This window comes from Aurantimonas sp. HBX-1 (genome assembly GCF_021391535.1).
Lineage (GTDB): Bacteria > Pseudomonadota > Alphaproteobacteria > Rhizobiales > Rhizobiaceae > Aurantimonas.
Genome location: NZ_CP090066.1, coordinates 1,828,612 through 1,849,505, shown reverse-complemented (window position 1 = coordinate 1,849,505; position 20,894 = coordinate 1,828,612). Strand labels below are relative to the sequence as shown.

The following is a 20,894-nucleotide window of genomic DNA, read 5'->3' as shown; positions in this document are numbered from 1 at the left end:
GAATGCGGCACAGCATCTGGGGCTTCATGTCAGACACCGTCACATCCTTCGACAAATGGCGCGCCTTCGGCGTGCACCTGCTGACGGCGAGCGGTGCGTTCCTGGCATTCATGGCGCTGATCGCCGCCGCCGAGCAGCGTTGGGTGGCGATGTTCGTCTGGCTCGGCGCGGCCCTCTTCATCGACGGGATCGACGGGCCGATCGCGCGGAAGATCGACATCAAGCGGGTGTTGCCGAACTGGTCGGGCGACCTGCTCGATTCGATCATCGACTACGCGACCTTCTGCATGATCCCCGCGGTAGCGCTGTATCTGTCCGACAAGATCGGCGAGCCGTGGTCCTTCGTCGCCGCCGCCCTCATCGTCATCACCAGCGCGGTCTACTACGCGGACCTGCGGATGAAGACGAAGGACAATTTCTTCCGGGGCTTTCCGGTGTGCTGGAACATGGTCGTCTTCACGCTGTTCGCGACGGAACTGACCGGCTGGACCGTGTTCGCCGTGGTGGTCGTCTGCTCCGCGGCGACCTTCGCGCCGGTCAACTTCGTCCACCCGGTGCGGGTGCAGCGTTTGCGCCCGCTGACCCTGTCGGTCATGGCGCTCTGGTCCGTCCTCGGCGTGATCACCCTGTATTCCGACTTCGCCTCGCCGACCTGGGTGAAGGCCGGACTGGTGGTCACCAGCCTCTATCTCTTCGCCATCGGCGGCATCGTCCAAGCGCTGGGTAGCGCACGCGGCACGTCAGGAATGCAGGGACACGAGAAATGAGCAAGGCAATCTTCGTCCACGAGACCGGCGGTCCCGAAGTGCTGACCTGGGGCGACCACGAGGCCGGGCGGCCCGGCAAGGGCGAAATCCTCGTCGAGCAGCGCGCGGCCGGGGTGAACTTCATCGACGTCTACTACCGCACCGGCGTCTATCCGTCGGCGCGGATGCCGTTCGTGCTCGGCAAGGAAGGCGTCGGGATCGTCGCCGAAGTGGGCGAGGGGGTCGAGCGTTTCCAGGTCGGCGACCGCGTCGCCTATATCAGCGCCGACGGCAGCTATGCCGAGCGGGTGGTCATCGCTGCCGACCTCGCCGTCGCGGTTCCCGACGCGATCGACGACGCCACGGCGGCGTCGATCATGCTGAAGGGGATGACGGCCGAGTATCTCCTGCGCCGCACCTACCAGGTGGGTCCGGGGACGGTGCTGCTGTTCCACGCGGCCGCGGGCGGGGTCGGCCTGATCGCCGGCCAGTGGGCCAAGCATCTCGGCGCGACCGTGATCGGCACCGCCGGCTCGGCCGAGAAGTGCGAGCTGGCGCTGGCGAACGGCTACGACCACGTCATCAACTATCGCGAGGACGATTTCGTCGCCCGGGTCGCCGAGATCACCGAAGGGCGCAAGTGCGACGTCGTCTACGACGCGGTCGGCAAGGACACGTTCCCCGGTAGCCTCGACTGCCTCAGGAAGCGGGGATTGTGGGCTTCCTTCGGACACTCCTCCGGCAAGGCGCCGGCCTTCGAGATCAGCCTGCTCAACCAGAAGGGCTCGCTCTTTGCGACCCGGCCCAGCATATACAGCTACAACGGCACGACGCCCGAGCTGGACGCCTCGGCGGCCGCGGTCTTCGACGTCGTCGGGTCGGGTGCGGTCAAGATCACCATCGGCCAGACCTATCCACTGTCGGAGGCGGCGGAGGCGCATCGCGATCTCGAGGCGCGGCGCACCGTCGGCGCCAGTGTCCTGACGGTCTGAACCGCCGGTGGCACCGGCGCGGGCGTTTGACCGCGCCTAACATCCTTTCTCTTCGCAGTCGCGGAACGTGCGAGGCCGCTGGCGACTTGTTGCGATATCACACCCTCCACACGCGAGCCCGCACGTGACGATCCACATTACGCCCAACACTACCAAGAGCAATTTGCCCCGTCCGGGGCTTCGCCGCTCGCGCGTCCAGGAGGGCCGACCCTATCCGCTGGGCGCCACCTGGGACGGGCTCGGCGTCAATTTCGCGATCTTCTCCGCCAACGCCACCAAGGTCGAACTCTGCATCTTCGATGCAGAGGGAAAGACCGAGCTGGAGCGGATCGAGCTGCCCGAGTACACCAACGAGGTGTTCCACGGTTACCTGCCCGAGGCACGCCCCGGCATGACCTACGGCTACCGTGTGCATGGGCCCTACGAGCCCGACGCCGGCCACCGCTTCAACCCTAACAAGCTGCTGCTTGACCCGTATGCCAAGCAGCATCTCGGCGCGGTGAAATGGAACGACGCGTTGTTCGGCTACACGATCGGCCACGCCGACGGCGATCTCTCCTTTGACGAGCGCGACAGCGCCGCCTTCGTGCCGAAATGCCGCGTGGTCGACTCGGCCTTCACCTGGGGCGACGAACGCCGTCCGCGCGTCTCCTGGGAGCGCACGATCTTCTACGAAACCCACGTCAAGGGCTTCACCCAGCGCCATCCGGCCGTCGCGGAGGCCGATCGCGGCAAGTTCTCCGGCCTGATGAACCGCGAGATCGTCGATTACATCCGCAGCCTCGGCGTCACCTCGGTCGAACTGTTGCCGATCCATGCCTTCGTCGACGACAGCTACCTGGTCGAGAAGGGCCTGCGGAACTACTGGGGCTACAACTCCATCGGCTTCTTCGCCCCGGACCCGCGCTATCTCGCCGGCCCCTTCGTCAACGAATTCAAGGAATTCGTGTCGGCGTTCCACCATGCCGGCCTCGAGGTCATTCTCGACGTGGTCTATAACCACACCGCCGAAGGCAACGAGAACGGCCCGACGCTGTCCTTCAAGGGCATCGACAACGCCACCTACTATCGCCTGCTGCCCGACCAGAAGCGCTACTACATCAACGACACCGGCACCGGTAACACGGTCAACACCAGCCATCCGCGCGTCATGCAGATGGTCACCGACAGCCTGCGCTACTGGGCCGGCGAGATGCGGGTCGACGGGTTCCGCTTCGACCTCGCGACGATTCTTGCGCGCGAACCGACCGGCTTCTCCGAGGAGTCGAGCTTCCTGCACGCCTGCCAGCAGGACCCGCTGCTCAGCGAGGTCAAGATGATCGCCGAGCCGTGGGATTGCGGGCCGGGCGGCTACCAGGTCGGCCGTTTCCCGCCGGGCTGGGCCGAGTGGAACGACGGCTACCGCGACACGATCCGCTCCTACTGGCGCGGCGACGAAGGCCAGGTGCCGGCCGTTGCCAACAAGATCTCCGCCTCGGCGGACATCTTCGACCAGCGCGGGCGCAAGCCTTGGGCGTCGGTGAACTTCATCACCGCCCATGACGGGTTCACGCTTCACGACCTCGTCTGCTACAACGACAAGCACAACGAGGCGAACGGCGAGGACAATCGCGACGGCCACTCGCACAACCTGTCCAACAATTACGGCGCGGAGGGTCCGACCGACGATCCGGAGATCACCGACACGCGCTACCGCCAGCTCCGCAACCTGTTCGCCACGCTGCTGTTCTCGCGCGGTACGCCGATGATCCTGGCCGGCGACGAGTTCGCCCGCACCCAGGGCGGCAACAACAATGCCTATGCCCAGGACAACGAGATCGGCTGGATCGACTGGCACGTGACCGGCGAAAGCCGCAACCTGGCGAAATTCGTCCAGAAGCTGATCATGCTGCGCCAGTCGCTGCCGATGCTCCGCCGCGGCAAGTTCCTGCACGGCACGTTCGACGAGGAGCTGGGCGTCAAGGACGTCGCCTGGATCACCCCCGCGGGCACCGAGTTCGAGCAGGAGAACTGGGACGACACGGGCGCGCGCTGTTTCGGCGTGCTGCTTGATGGCCGTGCCCAGTCGACCGGCATCCGCCGCGCCGGAACGGACGCCACGATGCTGATCGTCATGAACGCCCATGACGACGTGGTGAACTTCACGCTTCCCGCCGCCAATGGCGGATTGCGCTGGCGCGCCGTCATCGACACGAACCTCCCGGATCGGGAGGAACTCGTGCCGTTCGAGTTCGGCACGCAGTACATGGCCACGGGCCGGTCCTTCCTGGTCTTCATGCTCGAGCCGGAAGACGGTGCGGACGCCAGCCCGGATGCGGCACGCTCCTTCGCCTATGTGTCGGAAGCGCTGGCCCGGGCGGCAGGCGATCGGCTGCCGATCTAGACGACGAACAACCCAATGACCGGCGCCGGCGCAACGCCCGGCGTCTGTCTCAGCGGTCCTGGCCGCCGTCGTGACAGCGACGGCGGCCTTTTTGTGTTCGCATCCGGAACGATCTCACGCTTGCGCCATTATTCGGACAGATCTGACAAGATGCGGAAAAATAACATGAAATTCACTCTCCTTGCTGGCGCCCTCGCGGTCGCCGCCGGCTTCCTGTCGACCACTGCTTCGGCGCAGGACCAGGGCGCCGACGCGTTCTACGAAATGGCCGCCCTCGATACCGGCGATCTTGGCGCCACCGACTATTCCAAGTTCGTCCCCGTGCCGACGCCGCGTCCGTCGCTGACGGAGCCGACGACCGCTCCCAACGCCGCGCCCGTCGAAATCCGTCGCACCGCGGAAGGCATCCGCATGGTGGGCCCGCGCTTCTTCCCCGAAAACTAGGCCGTTCCGCAGGTCCGCCCGCCACCCGTGGGCGGACCTGACTTCTTTCGATGGTGACAGGCTTTCATCATAGCGCCGCGTCGCGGCAACTTCGCACCTGCAAGATGGTCGGCGTCTCCCTGCATCAGTGGGGCGTTCGCCGGGCAACCTCTGCGGCGCCTGCCGAACATGCCAAGCCGTGCGCGCCGTCACTCCGCGCCCCGCCAGTCTGCCGACCGCGTCCCGAGAGGATTGCCAAGTCCGCAGGAGTCGCACCTCGTCAGGCGACGCGGTTGTCGTCCACCCTCTCCATTTCGCGCGACAGGGGGACGCCGCCGCCCAGCCGGTTGAGCCGCGAGGCGGCGGCAATCCCGAGCCAGGCCGCGCCCAGCCATGTCGCGATCGATACGCCGATATAGAGGGCCGCCATGCCGTATTGGGCCGCGGCGAGGTACTGGACGCTTTCGAGGCTGAACACCGAGAAGGTGGTGAAGCCGCCGCAGAGGCCGGTGGTCACGAAATGCCGCGCCCCGTCGCCGGCCTTGAACCGCCCGCCGGGTTCGGTCAGCGTGGCGTAGAAGCCGATGACGAATGATCCGACGACATTGACGCAGAGCGTGCCCCACGGAAAGCCGCCCGCCGACCATTCGAGCGCGGCGAGCGAGACCAGCATCCGCGCGACGCCCCCGATCGCGGCGCCGGTCCCGATGAAGGCATAGAGGGCGAGGCTGCCGCCCGGCGCTCGCCACCATCCGTGTTCGCGGGATTTCATTGCGTCACCGCGGCGAGGAGGGGCTGCGCGACCAGCAGGCCCGATGCCGCTGCCGTAAGGCAGAGCAGAAGCGACACGCCGACATTTGCCACCGCCCGTCTGCGATGCCCGGACCGCGCCAGCGCAAGCGTCTGGAGGCTGAACGAGGACACCGTCGTGTAGCTGCCGAGAAAGCCGGTGACGGCGAGGGCCCACGCTTGTGGCTGCGCGAAGACAAGGTGGTGCTGCGCAAGGGCGGCGATCAGCCCGATCGCGAACGCTCCACTGACATTCACGACCATCGTACCCCAGGGAAACATCTCGCCGGCAGTCCTTGCCACGAGACCCGACACGAAGAAGCGCGCCATGCCGCCGGCCGCACTGCCCGCGGCGACGAGCCCGATGGTCAGGCCGAGATTTTCGGTCATCGAATCCTCGCGCTTTCCACCGCCCGTTCCTCGATCCGCGTCGAATACCGGTCCGGGATAGCATGTTCGAACCGATGGCGCGGGCGTGCTTACGACGTTGCGGCCGACCTGTCGGCCAATTCCCAAGCATTTCTCGCCTGCGCCGCCCACGCGGACCGCCGGAGTCACCATTCGCCTGCCGGCTGTTGACTAGTATGGTGGATTTGTCCATGTGTCGCACATGGGAGAAACAGCCTCGTCAACCGCGGCTCTGCTGCTGCGGGACACGGATCATTCGCAACCGGTCGGGCAACGTATGTATCGCGTGCTGCGCGAGCGCATCGTCACGGGCGATCTCCTGCCGGGAACCAGGCTTTCGGAAGTCGAGATGGCGAGCACCTACGCGGTGAGCCGGCAGCCGGTGCGAGAGGCCTACATAAAGCTCGCCGAAGAGGCGCTGGTGGAGATCCGGCCGCAGCGCGGCACCTTCGTCAGCCGCATCCACGTCCCGTCCATCATGTCCGCCCGGTTCGTGCGAGAGGCGGTGGAAGCCGACATCGTGCGGCTGCTTGCCGAACGTTCGGATGCGGCACTCGTCGCCCGCCTCCGCAATGTCCTCGTGGCACAGCGGCAGGCAGTGGATCTCGACGACCCGGAGCGGTTTCTCGAACTCGACGAAGCCTTTCACCGGCTCCTGGCTGCCGAAGCCGGTAATGCCGCGAGCTGGGACGTGCTGCAGCCGCTGAAGACGCAGATGGACCGCTTCCGGCACCTCAGCGCGCGCAAGTTCCCGCTTCCCGAGCTGCTCAGCCAGCACGAGGAAGTGGTGGAGGCCATCGCGGCGGGCAGCGCTTCGACCGCGGAAGCCGCCATGCGCGGGCACCTGCGCAAGATACTCGAGGACCTGCCTCAGATCGTCGCCGCCACGCCCGAACATTTCGACGGCGTGCAGGTGGGGGCGTGACCGTTTCCGCCGATACCTTCGCCCGCGGTTTCATGCCCCGCTGGTATGAGGCGGCCCGGGATCCGGCGGGCGGCGTCTACGAACGGCTCGGGCTCGACGGCCTGCCGGTCGATGCCGCCGAGCCCAAGACCACGCTTGTCCAGGCCCGAACGGTCTTTACCCTGGCGCATCTGGCACTGGCCACCGGCGATCGACGGCTGCTGGACGCGGCACGCGAGGTCTACGGTTTCCTCGATGCCGCGCTGCGGGACGAGGAGGGCGGCTATCGACTGTCCACACGGTCGTCGCTCTGCCGCAGCTACGACCAGTCCTTCGTCCTTCTGGCCCTCGTCACGCTTGCCCGGGCCGATGCCGCGGCGGTTCCGGCGGGGCGGATCGAGGCCCTCGTCCGGTTCATCGACCAGCGGCTCACCGACCCGGCAGACGGGTCGCTCTACGACGACACGGCCATGGCGGCCGCCGGTCCGAAGGCGGGCGAGCTGCGGGCCCAGAACCCGCATATGCACATGATGGAGGCCTATCTTCAGGCCTTCGAGATGACCGGGAAGGCGGCCTGGCTGCAGCGCGCGAAGGCGCTGCTGGATCTTGCCCGCCGGCACTTCATCGATCCCGCAACGGGTGCCGTGCGGGAATTCGTCGGCCCGGACCTTGCGCCCCTCTCCGGCGTCGACGGCGAGCGGCGCGAGCCCGGCCACCAGTACGAATGGGCCTGGCTGCTGCATCGCTGCGCCGATCTCGGCGGCGACGAGGACGCCCGTCGCGGCGCCGACGCGATGCTTGATTTCGTGCAGCGGCATGGACTGCGCGGCGAGGGCGTGATGGCCGGGGCGCCCTACGACGCTCTCGACGCGGCGGGCGGCGTCGCCGAGGACACCCATCTTCTGTGGCCGCTCACCGAGGCGGGCAAGCTGCACGCCACGCTGTTCATCCGTACCGGGGACGCTGCCCACCGCGCCCGGGCGCTGGCCATCGCCGACATCATCTTTTCCCGCTTTTTCAGGCCCGGGGAGGGGCTGGCACCGGTCTTCGTCAACCGGCTGGACGGAGCGGGGAAGGCGCTGTGGCCGGAGGCGCTCAGCCGTCTTCTCTACCACGTCGCTCTCTTCGTCACCGAGGGAGCACGCGCCGGCTTCTGGCACCACGCCGGGCCTGGATCATCCGACACGACGATCCACTACAACCCTGAGGAGGAAACACCATGACAATCACTTTGAGGCTTCTGGCGTCCACCGCCATGCTGCTCGCAGCCGGCGGCACCGCATCGGCGCAATACTCGCTCAACCTGTCGACGTCGCAGCCGACGACGGATCCGCTGGTCATCGCCATGACCGGCGCCGAGAAGCGCATCGAGGAGCGCACCGACGGGAAGGTCGAGATCACGATCTATCCGAGCTCGCAGCTCGGCGAGGACAACGACGTCCTCGAGCAGATCCGCAACGGCGCACCGATCGCCGTGCTCGTCGACGCGGGGCGCCTTGCGCCGTTCCTTCCCGAGCTGGGCATCCTTTCGGCGCCCTATCTCGTCAACGACTACTCCGAATACGCCGCGATCACCGACTCGCCGGTCTACAAGGACTGGACCGACCAGCTGGCGGAGACCTCCGGCATCCGGCTGCTGAACTACAACTGGTTCCAGGGGACCCGCCAGACCTTCACCAACAAGCCGATCAACAAGCCCGCCGATCTCTCCGGCGTGCGGGTCCGCACCATCGATGCGCCGATCTGGGTTGCGTCGGTCGAGGCGATGGGCGCCACGCCGGCCCCGATGGCCTGGTCGGAGGTCTATTCGGCACTGCAGTTGGGCGCCATCGATGGCGCCGAGGCGCAGCTGACGGGAGCCTACGGCATCCGCCTGCATGAGGTGGCCAAGAACGTCGCCTTCACCAACCACATCCAGCTCTTCACCGGTCTGGCCACGTCGCAGACCTGGTGGGACTCGCTGCCGGAAGACCTTCGCGCCATCGTCGACGAGGAGCTCAAGCGCGCCGGCGACGAAGCTACCCGCATGACGGTCGAGAAGCTGGCCGAAGTGCAGGCGGAGATGGAAGCGGCGGGCGTCACCTTCAACGAGGTGGATGTCGCCGCCTTCCGGAAGGCGACGGAAGGGGTCTACGAGAAGACCGGCCTGTCCGAGGCGCGCGCCAGCCTGCAGCCCTACCTGCCAGCCGCCGAGTAGGCAGCGCGAATCGAAACATCAAGGCGGGGCGGCAGTCGCTGCCGCCCCGCACCTCCCACCCGACAGGTTTTTGATGGCGACGTTCTGGAAGCTATACGATCGGATCGAATTGGGACTGGCGCTGGCCGTGATGATGGCGATGGTCGCCGCGGTGCTGACGGCAGCCATCGGGCGGGTGATCGGCTCGCCCAACGCCTCGGCGCCGCAGTTCGCCCAGCTCTTCCTCATCTGGACCTGCATGCTGGGCGCCGACCTCACCATCAAGACCGGCGACCATATCCGCGTATCGGCGCTGCCGGACGCGCTGCCCGACGCCGGACGCCGGCTGCTGTCCGCCTTCTGCCTGCTCTTCATCCTGGTATTTCTCGGTTTCCTGTTCTGGAAGGGCATCGAACTGTCGACCGGCAACTGGCGCCGTCCGCTTGCCACGTCCGGCCTGTCCTACGGTCTCGTGACGCTGGCGCTCCCGGTCGGGGCGATCCTGATCGGCATCTCGCTGCTGCGCCGCACCTTTGCGGGCGGTTTCAACAAGACGTTCGAACCGGACGACGTCGGACCGGAGGCGATCCTGTGACCACCGGCCTCATCCTCGCGGCGGCGTTCGCCTTGATCATCATCGGCATGCCGGTCGCGTTCGCGATCGGCATCGCCGGCACCGCCTATTTCTTCCTGCCGGAAGTGTTCCTGCCGGAGAGCACGGCGGTGCAGCGCATCGTCGCCGCCTCGCAGTCGTTCCCGCTGCTGGCAGTGCCGCTGTTCATCATCCTCGGCAATCTCATGAACGTTTCCGGCATCACGCCGCGCCTCGTGTCGCTTGCCACGACCCTGGCCGGCTGGATGCGCGGCGGGCTGGCACAGTCGACCCTCGTCCTCTCCCTCCTGATGGGCGGCATCTCCGGTTCGGCGGTCGCCGACGCGGCGATGCAGGCGCGGATATTGGGCAAGCCGATGGTGGCGCAGGGCTACAGCCCCGGCTTCACGGCGGCCATCCTCTCGATCGGCGGGCTCATCGTCGCGACCCTGCCGCCCAGCCTCGGCCTGATCCTCTACGGCTATCTCGGCGAGGTCTCCATCGGCCGGTTGTTCATCGCCGGCATCGTGCCCGGCGTGCTTCTCACCATCGTGCTGATGTTCGTGACCTGGTTCACCGCGCATCGCCGGGCCTACACCCCCGTCAACGAGCGGCTGCCGACGGGGCGTGAAGTCTGGCAGGAATTCAGGGGCGGCTTCTGGGCGGTGATGTTTCCGGTCTGGCTGCTGATCGGCATCCGCTTCGGCTTCTTCACGCCGTCGGAAGCCGGTGCCTTCGCGATCGTCTACGCGCTGCTGGTCGGTTTCGTCATCTATCGGCAGATGACCGTCAGGGACCTCTATGACGCGCTCGTGCGCAGCGTCCGGGACGTCGGCATGATCATGCTGGTGATCCTGCTGTCGGGCACGTTCGGCTACGTGCTGACCTTCGAGCGGGTGCCGCAGTCGATCGCCGAGGTTGCTCTCGTCGCCTTCACCGAGCCCACGACGCTGCTGTTCACGATCGCCGGGTTCCTGCTGGTCCTCGGCATGTTCGTGGAAGCCACGGTGCTCGTCCTGCTGCTGACGCCGATCCTGGTGCCGGTGATCACGGCGGCCGGCGTCGATCCGGTGCATTTCGGCCTGGTGATGATGACGCTCGTCACCTTCGGCGGAATGACCCCGCCCTTCGGCGTCTCGATGTTCACCGTCTGCGGCATCCTGCGAACGCCGTACAGCGCCTATTCGGCCGAGCTGATCCCCTTCGCCCTGGCGGTTCTGGCGCTGGTCTCGCTGATGATCGTGTTCCCGCAGATCACGCTGTTCCTCCCGAACTGGCTGATGTGACCGAAGGCACGGCGGGGACGGGTCGATCGACCCGTCCCCGGGTCCGCGAGGTGAGCCCGTGCGCAATTTGGGGTAAGATCGATCTCCCTGCCTCGCGCGTCCCCAAATGCGTGCTCGGCCGTGCAGAGAGCCCTCGTGCCTGACTCCCCGTCGCTGGGTCGGCCAAGGGCGCCTATCCGGGCGGTGAAGCCGGCCCTATCACTCGGGTCGTCTCCTGCGGCTCGACCGAACGGCATTGGCTGACCGGTCTACCGAACGGCAGCGTGACTGATCGACCGGTGCTCGGCCAATGAGGCCGATTTTCTCGCAGGTGTTCAGTCTGATCCATTCGTGTCTCATGGATGGCTTCAACTGCTCACATGTCAGTCGATGATGACGTTCGCGCCTTCCGCCTTCAATCGATCTAGCCCCTGTTTCATCTGCTGGATTTGCTCGGCTGGATGTCCCTGCCAACCCATCACCTCGGCGACGATCAAGAGCGGGTCGCGCGAACGGTAGGACATGGATGGATTGCCGGTGAAACGCTCGTCGGTCAGGTTGGGATCATCTTCGATTGAGCCAGTGGGTTCAACGACATAGATCCGTTCCCGGCCGCCGCCCTTGGACAGTTCCGCGCCCCAGATCGCGGCATCCAGCGTCGCCGAAAAGTAAGTCCAGGAGAGCGCGCCGGCCTCGAGGAAATTGGAGTTGTGACCAACCTTGATCACGTCTCCGACTTTCAGATCTGCTTTGGTGCCGTGGAAGAAGGATTGAGCGAACGGCCTTGCTGCAGCTGTCATTGATACGGTTCTCCTTCAGCCTTGCAGGTGAGGTCATGCAAACGCCCAACGGCCCCAGAGACGGCGTTGCGCCTCGACAGATTCGAACGATGCCGTCATGAGGTACGGAGAAAACTGGCTCCGGGATAAAGCTTCTGGCCCACCTGGCGCCCGAGCCGCGGCCCAGCTCATCGAGCACAATCCTCGAAAACACGCGTAAATCCGTCGCTGCCCGATCGGGGGAACGCTATGTGAGGCAAGTGGCGGATGGGGTGGGATTCGAACCCACGAGACGGTCTCCCGCCCGCCGGTTTTCAAGACCGGTGCCTTCAACCGCTCGGCCACCCATCCGCTGCTGCCGGGTTACCCTCGCGGTGCGGCGGTGACAAGAGTGGGGGAACGCCAGGCAGCGGCCCGAAGCCGCAATCGGCATTGGGACGGCGGCTCCGCGGCGGGTGTAACAATTCGTGATTCCGCATCGACTGCGGCGGAAACCGCGTCAGAATGTGGCGGCCGGGAGGGGCGGGTAATAGCTGGCGCGGGCCGCGGCAGCAGGGCGCAAATCATCCGAAACCGACGATAACCGCTTGAGGACGCGTGAGACTCGGGGCGGTGAGGCGCGCCGAGGCGAGCCATCATGCCGCCTGCCGCCAACATTGTTGCACCGGAGCCTCGTCAAGAGCCTCGGCGAAATGCGACAGCGCTTTTTCACGCCCGGTCACGTTGATTCACAGATTCATACGCTGTTAACTCGGCGGCTTCAGGGGTTTGGGCGCTGGGGAGCGTCCGTCGTGACCCAGTGCAGAGCATTGCATGGGGAAGGGGGACCGCATGGCCATTGTGGCTGCGGAATACGGGCGTCGGATGACCGCCCTCGGGATGGTGCTGGCCGTCGGGCTGGTACTGCCCGCCTGCCAGGGCAGCGGCGCCGGCTCGCCGGTGGACGAACTCGCCGAGATCGGCACTGCCGTGAAGTTCGATTCCCAGACCTTCGGCGTCCCGGCCAGCCCCCGCGTCACCAATCTCAAGCGCGTTCCCAAGGGCGGCGGCCGCTCGCATGTCGGCAAGCCCTACAAGGTGCGCGGCGAGTGGTACTACCCCAAGGACGAGCCCGGCTATGTCGGGGAAGGCCAGGCGTCCTGGTACGGCCCGAACTTCCACGGCCGGCTCACCGCGAATGGCGAGATCTACGACATGCACGGCCTGTCTGCGGCCCACAAGACGTTCCCGCTGCCGTCCTATGCGATGGTCACCAACAAGAAGACCGGCAGCCGGGTGATGGTCCGGGTCAATGACCGCGGGCCGTTCTCGCATGGCCGCGAGATCGACGTCTCCTCGCAGGCGGCCGAACTCCTGGGGTTCAAGCACGCCGGCGTTGCCGACGTGACCGTCGAATATGTCGGCCGGGCACCGCTCGAGGGCGACGACACGAAGATGCTGATGGCCAGCTACCAGCCCGGCGAGAACGTCGGCGAGGCGCCGGTCATGGTCGCCGAAGGGCAGGGGGCATCACGCGAAGGCGGGCCGCTGATGGCCTTTGCCGGGGCCATCGGGCTCCCGGGCGTCCGTCCGCTCGATCGAGCGGCCGAGGGCGGCAGCCGTGCCGGCGGCATCGATCTCGGCCGGCTGCTCGGCGCAGCCCGCATCCCGGCCTTCAGCGCCTCCTATGCCGGCGCGACAGTGCAGGGAGGCGCGCTCGCCGCGGTCCAGCAGGCGGCGGCAGGGCCGCAGGCCGCCGGCGGCGAGCGGATCCAGATCGGCGTCATCGACCCCGCCCTCATGGAGCGCGTCCGCAGCGTCACGCTGGGCGAGGGCGCGCTGGAAACCGAGACGGCGCCCGGCACGGGGCAGATCTCCGCTTCGCTCAGCGTCGACGGCGATGCCTCGACCGACGCGGTGCTTCGGCGGCTCTGGCAGGTCGGGGCGGCTGACGCTTTCGTCATCCGCGACTGACCGGCGCGAACGAACTTGCCGTCGGCGGGGCTGACGGCCTAGTTTGGGGCGCGTTCCGCGGATGCAATGCTGCGTCCGGCACAAGGCCGAAGGTCCGTCCCATGTTCCGGATAACCATCCTCACGGCGCTCGTCGCCGCGACCGTCCTGGTATTCCCGGCACCGTCCGTGCCCGCCCAGGAGGCGGCCCCTCCCGCCGTGGAGACCACCGCATCCGAGGTCCTGCTCGTGGACGGCGAGACCGGCACGATCCTCTTCCAGAAGAATCCCGCGCAGCCGTTCCCGCCCGCCTCGCTCGCCAAGATCATGACCATGGAGATCGTGTTCGCGGCGCTGCGCGCCGGCGAGATCAGCCTCGACACGACCTTCCCGGTCAGCGAACACGCCTGGCGCACCGGCGGCGCGCCTTCTGGGACATCGACGATGTTCGCGGCGCTGAACTCGCAGGTGCCGGTGGCCGACCTGATCCGCGGCACGATCGTCCAGGCGGCCAACGATGCTGCGATCATCCTCGCCGAGGGCATGGAAGGCTCGGAGGCGGCGTTCGCCGAGCGCATGAACGAGCGGGCGGCGGAACTCGGCCTCACCAACTCGCACTTCGTCAACCCGACCGGGCTGCCGGCGGAGGGACAGCAGGTGACGGTGACCGACCTCGTGAAGCTCGCCCGCCACATGCGCAACACCTATCCGGACCTCTACGCGATCTACGCCGAGCCTTCCTTCGAGTGGAACAAGATCTTCCAGCGCAACCGCAACCCGCTGCTGTCCGCCGGGATCGGCGCCGACGGCCTCGCCACCGGCTACACCGAGGCCTCGGGCTACGCACTGCTCGGGGCCACCGAACAGGATGGACGGGTGACCTATCTGGCGATGAGCGGCCTCGAAAGCGAGCGCGAGCGCGCCGCGGAGGCCATCAAGCTACTCGGCTGGGCGCGCGATTCCTTCGAGCAGGTGCAGCTCTTCGAGGCCGGAACGACGATCGGGACCGCCGGCGTCTTCGGCGGCACCGCCGGCTGGGTTCCGGCGGTCGCCGCGGCGCCGGTGAGCGTGCTGCTACCGGTGGAGGCGGGCGACCGCGTGCGCGCCCGCATCCGCTACGACGGGCCGCTGATCGCCCCCGTCGCGGAGGGCGACCCGGTCGCCACGCTCGACGTGCTGGTCGACGGCGAGCCGGTCCTCTCGCAGCAGCTGGTTGCCGGCAGTGCATCGCCGACAGGCAGCTTCGCCGACCGGGCGCTCGGCGCGGCCAAGGAACTCGCCTTCGGCTGGGTGCGGGCATTTTGACGGCGGAGTGGCAGTGACAAGCATGTTCATCACCTTCGAGGGCGGCGAAGGCAGCGGCAAGACCACGCAGATCCTGCGCCTGGCCGAACATCTTCGCCGCCGCGGCCACGCGGTCGTGACGACGCGCGAGCCCGGCGGCTCGCCCGGTGCCGACGCGATCCGCCACGTGATCCTCTCCGGCGCCGCCGAAGCGCTCGGCCCCGAGATGGAGGCGATCCTGTTCTCCGCCGCGCGCGCCGACCACATCGCCTTGGTCATCCGTCCGGCCCTGGCGCGCGGCGACATCGTCCTCTGCGACCGCTTCCACGACTCCACGCGCGTCTACCAGTTCCTCGACGGCCCGCTCGATCAGGGCCTCATGCAGCGACTCGAGCGCTCGACCCTCGACGGCGTCTATCCGGACCTGACGCTGATCCTCGACGTGCCGGCTGATCTCGGCGCCGCCCGGGCCAGGGAACGCCGCGGCAGTGCCGCGATCGACCGCTTCGAGAAGGAAGCCGAGGCATTGCACGAGCGGCGGCGCCAGGCCTTCCTGAAGATCGCGGCGGAAGAGCCGGACCGCTGCGTCGTCGTCGACGGCGCGCAGCCCATCGACGAAGTCGCCGCCGAGATCGCTGAGATCGTCGACGATCGTCTGGAGGCGGCACGCTTCGAGGCGGTCGGCCAGTCGCTGGATGCCGGCCGGCGGGTGCGATGAGCGACGTCGATCTCGGAGCACCTCCGGCGCATGACGACATCGACGGCGTCGCCGGTCCGTCCTCGACGCTCAGCCTCTTCGGGCATCGCCATGCCTGGCAGGAGCTGCTGGCGGCGCGCGCCGGCGAGCGGTTTCACCATGCCTGGCTGCTGCAGGGGGCGGTAGGCATCGGCAAGGCGACGGCGGCCTACGCCTTCGCGCGCATCCTGCTGGGCGCGCGCCCCGGAAGCCGCGAGGGCGCCACCGCCGCCTTCGCCGGCGACGATCCCGTGGTCAGGCAGATCGCCCAGGGGACGCATCCGGGCCTCATCCACATCGTGCGGCCGGGCAACGAACGCACCGGCGGCTTCCGCACCCAGATCACCGTCGACGAGGTGCGCCGGCTGAACCGGTTCTTCCAGGCGACGGCATCAGGCGCCGGCTGGCGGGTCGCCCTGATCGACCCGGCCGACGACATGAACCGCAGCGCCGCGAACGCTCTCCTGAAAATCCTCGAGGAACCGCCGCCGCGCTCGACCTTCCTGATCACCAGCCACGCGCCGGGACGGCTCCTGCCGACCATCCGCTCGCGGTGCCGTCTGCTGCGCTTCGAGCCGCTCGGGACCGCCGAGCTGACCGCCGCCGTCGCCGCCAGCCGCCCCGGCACCGACGCCGCGGACATCAGGGCGGCGGCGCCGCTGGCCGAGGGCAGCGCGCGGCAGGCGCTGATGCTGATCGGCAGCGGTGGCATCGAGATCAATGCGACGCTGGCAAAGCTCCTGGCGGCGGACCGGCCGGACTGGAACGCCATCCACGCGATGGCCGACGCGCTGACGCTGAAGGGCCGCGAGGCCGCCTACGACCTGCTCGTCGCCGCCCTGCTGGCGGCCATTGCCGAGGCCAGCGAAGCGCGACTCGATGCCGGAGACGGGGAGGGCGCGGCGCTGCTGGCCGCCCTGTGGCAGGCCGAATCCGTCCGCCTGCGCGAGGCGGCCGCGTACAATCTCGACCGCAAGCAGGCGCTGCTGACGCTGTTCGACGGCCTCTACGCCGAGCGGAGCGCCCGGCACGCCGCCTGACGGGCGAGGTGCTCGGCCGGGCCGCCGATTGAGCGGGCCTGCCTTATGCTCTATGTCCGCGGTTGACCCGCTTCCCGCATTCGATGAAAGCCCGATGGCCGAACGCTTCTATCTGACGACACCGATCTTCTATCCCAACGGCACGCCGCATATCGGCCATGCCTACACGACGATCGCGACCGACGTTCTGGCCCGTTTCAAGCGTCTGGATGGCTACGACGTCTTCTTCCTGTCGGGGACCGACGAGCACGGCCAGAAGATGCAGCAGACCGCCGAGAAGGAGGGCGTCACCCCGCTGGAGCTGGCTGACCGCAACGCCGCCGTCTTCAAGCGGATGCTGGCGGCGCTCAACTGCTCCAACGACGATTTCATCCGCACGACCGAGGAGCGCCACGCCAAGGCGTCCGCCGCGATCTGGGCGCGGATGGAAGCCGCCGGCGACATCTATCTCGACCACTACCGGGGCTGGTACTCGGTTCGCCAGGAAGCCTATTTCGACGAGTCCGAGACGACAGTCGGCGAGGACGGCGTTCGCCGCGAGCCGCTCGGCTCGCCGGTCGATTGGAACGAGGAGGCCAGCTACTTCTTCCGCCTGTCGAAGTTCGCCGAGCCGCTGCTGGCGCACTTCGAAGCCAACCCGGACTTCATCGGCCCCGCCGAGCGGCGCAACGAGGTGCTGTCCTTCGTGCGCTCGGGCCTGCGCGACCTGTCGATCTCCCGCACCACCTTCGACTGGGGCATTCCGGTGCCGGGCGACGAGAAGCACGTCATGTACGTGTGGGTCGACGCCCTCACCAACTACCTCACGGCGACGGGATTTCCCGGGGAGGGCGAGCGCTCGGCCTTCTGGCCCGCCGACCTGCACGTCATCGGCAAGGACATCGTCCGCTTCCATACCGTCTACTGGCCGGCCTTCCTGATGTCGGCCGGCCTGCCGCTCCCGCGCCGGGTCTTCGCCCACGGCTTCCTGTTCAACCGGGGGGAGAAGATGTCGAAGTCGGTCGGCAACGTCATCGACCCGTTCGCGCTGATCGACGTCTACGGGCTCGATCGGCTGCGCTATTTCTTCATGCGCGAGGTGCCGTTCGGCCAGGACGGCAACTACTCGCACGAGGCGATCGTCAACCGGACCAATTCCGAGCTCGCCAATGATCTCGGCAATCTCGCCCAGCGCTCGCTGTCGATGATCGCCAAGAACTGCGACGGCAGGATCCCGGTGCCGGAGGCCTTTTCGGAAGCCGACGAGGCCATTCTCGAGGCAGCCAGGAACCTGCTGCCGGCGGCGCGCGAGGCCATCGACCGGCAGGAACTGCACGCCGTCCTCGCGGCGATCATCGCGGTGGTCAGCGAGGCAAACCGCTATTTCGCCGGCCAGGAGCCCTGGGCCCTGCGCAAGAGCGATCCGGCGCGCATGGGCACGGTGCTCTACGTGACGGCCGAGGTGATCCGACGCGTCGCCATCCTGCTGCAGCCCTTCGTGCCGGAGAGCGCCGGCAAGCTCCTCGACGCGCTCGGCATCGAGGCGGACGAGCGCAGCTTCACCGAACTGACCCCCGACGTCACGCTTCGCCCGGACATGACGCTGCCGGCGCCGCAGGCGGTGTTTCCACGCTTCGTCGAGCCGGAAGCTGAGGCCGGGTGATGGCGCTGCCGTTCCTCGTCGACAGCCACTGCCATCTCGACTTTCCGGATTTCGACGCGGAGCGCGAAGCCGTGGTGGCACGCGCCCGCGCCGAAGGTGTCGGGTTGATGGTGACCATCTCGACCTTTGTCTCCCGGATCGAGAAGCTGAAGGCCATCACGCGGGATCATGCCGAGGTCTTCGCCTCCGTCGGCACGCACCCGCACAACGCCGCGATCGAACCGGACACGACGGTGGAAACCCTGGTGCGGCTCAGCCAGGACGAGAAGATCGTCGCCATCGGCGAGGCCGGGCTCGACTATTTCTACGACAAGGCGCCGCGCGACGTGCAGGAGCGGGTGTTCCGGACGCATATCGCGGCGGCGCGCGAGACCGGCCTGCCGCTGGTCATCCATTCCCGCGACGCCGACACCGACATGATCCGCATCCTCGAGGACGAAAGCGGGAAGGGGGCCTTCCCGTTCATCCTGCACTGCTTCTCGGCCGGACGGGCGCTGGCCGAAACCGGCGTCGCGCTGGGCGGGCACGTCTCGTTCTCCGGCATCCTCGCCTTCAAGAATTCCGAGGAGATCCGCGCCATCGCCGCGGATGTGCCGATGCAGCGTCTGCTGGTGGAGACGGACGCGCCGTATCTCGCGCCGCCGCCTTATCGGGGCAAGCGCAACGAGCCGGCTTATGTGCGCCACACGGCCGAGGTTCTGGCAGCGACCAAGGGTGTCGACCTTGCGGAAATCGCCCAGGCGACCTCGGACAATTTCTTCGCGCTGTTCGGCAAGGTGCCGGATCCGCGCGGGACGTAGACGGGCAGCGGATCCGACCACACGGCACAGGACGTACCGATGGCGAAACGTGACACCATGGCAGCGCGGTCAGTCGCTGCAGCGGAAGCCATCTAGGGCCGGTCCAGAGCATTGAGTGACATTCTCCGCCTGACCATTCTCGGCTGCGCATCGTCGCCCGGCGTGCCCCGCATCAACGGCGACTGGGGCGCCTGCGACCCGGCGGAGCCGAGGAACGTCCGCAGCCGCGCCGCGGCGCTGATCGAGCGTATCGGTCCCCATGGCCGTACCGTCGTGGCGATCGATTGCGGCCCGGATTTTCGCGCCCAGATGCTCGGCGCCGGCGTCGCCCGCCTCGACGCGGTCATGCTGACCCATCCGCATGCCGACCATATCCACGGGATCGACGATCTGCGCGGCTATATGCTCGTCCAGCGGTCGCGGATCCCGGTCTACGCCGACGAAGCCACGTACGCCCGCGTCTTCGAGGCCTTCCGCTATTGCTTCGAGACGCCCGCCGGCAGCAACTATCCGCCGATCGCCGACCATGTCGCGATCACCGGGGGCGAAGCCTTCGTCATCAACGGCGCCGGCGGACCGCTGCATGTGATGCCGGTCCACATGGTGCACGGGTCGATCCACTCGCTGGGGTTCCGGATCGGCGACCTGGCCTATTGCAGCGACGTGAGCGACTTTCCCGATGCCGCCGTCGCGGCGCTGACCGGCGTCCAGCACGTCGTCATCGACGCGCTTCAGTACAAGCCGCATCCGAGCCATCTGACGGTCGATCAGGCGCTCGGCTGGATCGCACGCTTCGGTGCCAAGGCGGCGAGCCTGACCCACATGCACACGCCGCTCGATTACGCGACGCTCTGTCGCGAACTGCCGCCGCACGTCCGGCCGGCCTATGACGGGCTGGTCATCGAGCAGACGCTCGACTGAAGGGCGCCTCCGGCAGGCACATTATCGGCCCGCGGCAAGCCATTGCGCAGCCTGATTAATCCATTTGGTTCCATAATCTATCTTATGCAACTTAGATATGAATGCGTTGGGACACCTCTCCGCTAGACGCGCTTCGGACAACGAACCCCCAGACTGCGGCGGCCAATCCCTTCCCCCTCTTTCGTAACGGCGCTATGGAGACCGGCTTCCCGGCGCAAGGACACAGGCCATGACTCCGTCTCGCGACATCACCCGGCTGATCGAGATCATGGCGGCGCTGCGCGACCCGGCCGGCGGCTGTCCCTGGGATCTGGAGCAGGATTTCGCGACCATCGCGCCATACACGGTCGAGGAAGCCTACGAGGTCGCCGATGCGATCGAGCGCAACGACATGGTCGATCTGCGCGAGGAACTCGGCGACCTGCTGCTGCAGGTCGTCTATCACGCCCAGCTGGCCGCCGAGGCCGGCAGCTTCGACTTCGGCGACGTCGTCGACGGCGTGACGCGCAAGATGATCCGCCGCCATCCGCATGTCTTCGGCGACGCCGAGGCTCGTTCGGCAGGATCCGCGCAGGTGCATTGGGAGCGCATCAAGGCCGAGGAACGCGCCGAGAAGGCAGCGCTGCGGGCGGCTAGCGGTCTATCGGGCGACGATGCCGGAACGGGCAATGGTGCAAGGCATCTCGATGGCGTCTCGACCGCCTTCCCGGCGCTGACCCTTGCACTGAAGGTCCAGAAGCAGGCGGCCGACACCGGCTTCGACTGGGACAGCGCCCCGCCGATCGTCGCCAAGATCGACGAGGAACTGGCCGAACTCGCCGAAGCCGTCGCTTCGGGCGACGCCGACGCCAGCGAGGCCGAAATGGGCGACCTGCTGTTCAGCGTGGTCAACCTTGCGCGCTTCCACCGCATCGATCCGGAAGTTGCTCTGCGCCGCTGCGTGCTGAAGTTTCGCGACCGCTTCGGCTTCATCGAGACCGAGCTTGCTGCCACGGGCCGCTCGCTGCAGGCGGCGAGCCTCGAGGAAATGGAAGCGCTGTGGATCGCGGCGAAGAACCGGCCGGGGCCAGCAGCGGGCTGAGG

General features: G+C 67.4%; 20 protein-coding genes and 1 tRNA gene. 17 read left to right on the top strand and 4 right to left on the bottom strand.

The genetic code is table 11. The features are described 5' to 3' along the window. Positions 1 to 26: 26 nt before the first annotated feature. The 4 genes from pcsA to LXB15_RS08750 all read left to right on the top strand — a co-directional run bounded on the left by pcsA (position 27) and on the right by LXB15_RS08750 (position 4,565). Positions 27 to 767: a phosphatidylcholine synthase gene (gene pcsA, locus LXB15_RS08765; protein WP_233952519.1), complete on the top strand. Its 741-nt coding sequence runs from the start codon at positions 27 to 29 to the stop codon at positions 765 to 767. After that, positions 764 to 1,738, top strand: a complete 975-nt coding sequence (locus tag LXB15_RS08760; RefSeq protein WP_233952517.1) for a quinone oxidoreductase — start codon at positions 764 to 766, stop codon at positions 1,736 to 1,738. The genes pcsA and LXB15_RS08760 overlap by 4 nt, the downstream gene beginning before the upstream one ends. 130 nt (positions 1,739 to 1,868) lie before the next feature. Further along, on the top strand, positions 1,869 to 4,121 hold the full coding sequence (gene glgX, locus LXB15_RS08755; RefSeq protein WP_233953100.1) for a glycogen debranching protein GlgX: 2,253 nt from the start codon (positions 1,869 to 1,871) through the stop codon (positions 4,119 to 4,121). Positions 4,122 to 4,136: 15 nt separating this feature from the next. Then, complete coding sequence (locus LXB15_RS08750) at positions 4,137 to 4,565, top strand: hypothetical protein (RefSeq protein WP_233952516.1); 429 nt, start codon at positions 4,137 to 4,139, stop codon at positions 4,563 to 4,565. Positions 4,566 to 4,824: 259 nt separating this feature from the next. On the opposite strand, the gene LXB15_RS08745 is transcribed toward LXB15_RS08750, so the two are convergent. Both LXB15_RS08745 and crcB read right to left on the bottom strand, forming a co-directional pair. Then, a complete protein-coding gene (locus tag LXB15_RS08745) occupies positions 4,825 to 5,316 on the bottom strand; it encodes a CrcB family protein (protein ID WP_233952513.1) in 492 nt (163 codons plus the stop codon). Next, a complete protein-coding gene (gene crcB / locus LXB15_RS08740) occupies positions 5,313 to 5,723 on the bottom strand; it encodes a fluoride efflux transporter CrcB (RefSeq protein ID WP_233952511.1) in 411 nt (136 codons plus the stop codon). The genes LXB15_RS08745 and crcB overlap by 4 nt, the downstream gene beginning before the upstream one ends. 220 nt (positions 5,724 to 5,943) lie before the next feature. Here crcB and LXB15_RS08735 point away from each other — a divergent pair, with 220 nt between their 5' ends. The 5 genes from LXB15_RS08735 to LXB15_RS08715 all read left to right on the top strand — a co-directional run bounded on the left by LXB15_RS08735 (position 5,944) and on the right by LXB15_RS08715 (position 10,699). Next, entirely contained in the window at positions 5,944 to 6,666 is a 723-nt protein-coding gene (locus LXB15_RS08735; RefSeq protein WP_370640190.1) for a GntR family transcriptional regulator, read from the top strand. Then, positions 6,663 to 7,868, top strand: coding sequence for an AGE family epimerase/isomerase (locus LXB15_RS08730; RefSeq protein WP_233952509.1), 1,206 nt, complete (start codon positions 6,663 to 6,665; stop codon positions 7,866 to 7,868). The genes LXB15_RS08735 and LXB15_RS08730 overlap by 4 nt, the downstream gene beginning before the upstream one ends. Next, positions 7,865 to 8,842 (top strand): C4-dicarboxylate TRAP transporter substrate-binding protein, encoded by a 978-nt coding sequence (locus tag LXB15_RS08725; RefSeq protein ID WP_233952506.1) that lies wholly within the window; start codon positions 7,865 to 7,867, stop codon positions 8,840 to 8,842. Before LXB15_RS08730 ends, LXB15_RS08725 begins: the two co-directional genes overlap by 4 nt. Positions 8,843 to 8,915: 73 nt before the next feature. After that, complete coding sequence (locus LXB15_RS08720) at positions 8,916 to 9,416, top strand: TRAP transporter small permease (protein ID WP_233952505.1); 501 nt, start codon at positions 8,916 to 8,918, stop codon at positions 9,414 to 9,416. Further along, positions 9,413 to 10,699, top strand: a complete 1,287-nt coding sequence (locus LXB15_RS08715) for a TRAP transporter large permease (protein WP_233952504.1) — start codon at positions 9,413 to 9,415, stop codon at positions 10,697 to 10,699. The genes LXB15_RS08720 and LXB15_RS08715 overlap by 4 nt, the downstream gene beginning before the upstream one ends. Before the next feature lie 362 nt (positions 10,700 to 11,061). Here LXB15_RS08715 and arr read toward each other — a convergent pair whose 3' ends face one another. Together arr and LXB15_RS08705 are read right to left on the bottom strand one after the other, a co-directional pair. Continuing rightward, the gene (gene arr, locus LXB15_RS08710; RefSeq protein ID WP_233952503.1) at positions 11,062 to 11,478 is read right to left on the bottom strand and encodes an NAD(+)--rifampin ADP-ribosyltransferase; all 417 of its coding nucleotides are present in this window, start codon (positions 11,476 to 11,478) and stop codon (positions 11,062 to 11,064) included. A 240-nt stretch (positions 11,479 to 11,718) separates the two neighbouring features. Continuing rightward, positions 11,719 to 11,808 (bottom strand) — tRNA-Ser (locus LXB15_RS08705). A gap of 480 nt (positions 11,809 to 12,288) precedes the next feature. Between LXB15_RS08705 and LXB15_RS08700 the strand changes: the two genes are divergently transcribed. The 8 genes from LXB15_RS08700 to mazG all read left to right on the top strand — a co-directional run bounded on the left by LXB15_RS08700 (position 12,289) and on the right by mazG (position 20,892). Further along, complete coding sequence (locus LXB15_RS08700) at positions 12,289 to 13,410, top strand: septal ring lytic transglycosylase RlpA family protein (protein WP_233952501.1); 1,122 nt, start codon at positions 12,289 to 12,291, stop codon at positions 13,408 to 13,410. Between the two features lie 101 nt (positions 13,411 to 13,511). Next, positions 13,512 to 14,693 (top strand): D-alanyl-D-alanine carboxypeptidase family protein, encoded by a 1,182-nt coding sequence (locus LXB15_RS08695; protein ID WP_233952499.1) that lies wholly within the window; start codon positions 13,512 to 13,514, stop codon positions 14,691 to 14,693. 22 nt (positions 14,694 to 14,715) lie between these two features. Next, the gene (gene tmk / locus LXB15_RS08690) at positions 14,716 to 15,390 is read left to right on the top strand and encodes a dTMP kinase (RefSeq protein ID WP_233953098.1); all 675 of its coding nucleotides are present in this window, start codon (positions 14,716 to 14,718) and stop codon (positions 15,388 to 15,390) included. Next, on the top strand, positions 15,387 to 16,448 hold the full coding sequence (locus LXB15_RS08685) for a DNA polymerase III subunit delta' (protein ID WP_233952497.1): 1,062 nt from the start codon (positions 15,387 to 15,389) through the stop codon (positions 16,446 to 16,448). Before tmk ends, LXB15_RS08685 begins: the two co-directional genes overlap by 4 nt. Before the next feature lie 94 nt (positions 16,449 to 16,542). Beyond that, a complete protein-coding gene (metG, locus tag LXB15_RS08680) occupies positions 16,543 to 18,090 on the top strand; it encodes a methionine--tRNA ligase (RefSeq protein ID WP_233952495.1) in 1,548 nt (515 codons plus the stop codon). Then, on the top strand, positions 18,090 to 18,890 hold the full coding sequence (locus LXB15_RS08675) for a TatD family hydrolase (protein ID WP_233952493.1): 801 nt from the start codon (positions 18,090 to 18,092) through the stop codon (positions 18,888 to 18,890). Before metG ends, LXB15_RS08675 begins: the two co-directional genes overlap by 1 nt. A gap of 111 nt (positions 18,891 to 19,001) precedes the next feature. Next, complete coding sequence (locus LXB15_RS08670) at positions 19,002 to 19,811, top strand: MBL fold metallo-hydrolase (RefSeq protein WP_233952491.1); 810 nt, start codon at positions 19,002 to 19,004, stop codon at positions 19,809 to 19,811. Positions 19,812 to 20,040: 229 nt separating this feature from the next. Continuing rightward, complete coding sequence (gene mazG / locus LXB15_RS08665) at positions 20,041 to 20,892, top strand: nucleoside triphosphate pyrophosphohydrolase (protein ID WP_233952488.1); 852 nt, start codon at positions 20,041 to 20,043, stop codon at positions 20,890 to 20,892. The last annotated feature ends 2 nt before the right edge of the window (positions 20,893 to 20,894 follow it).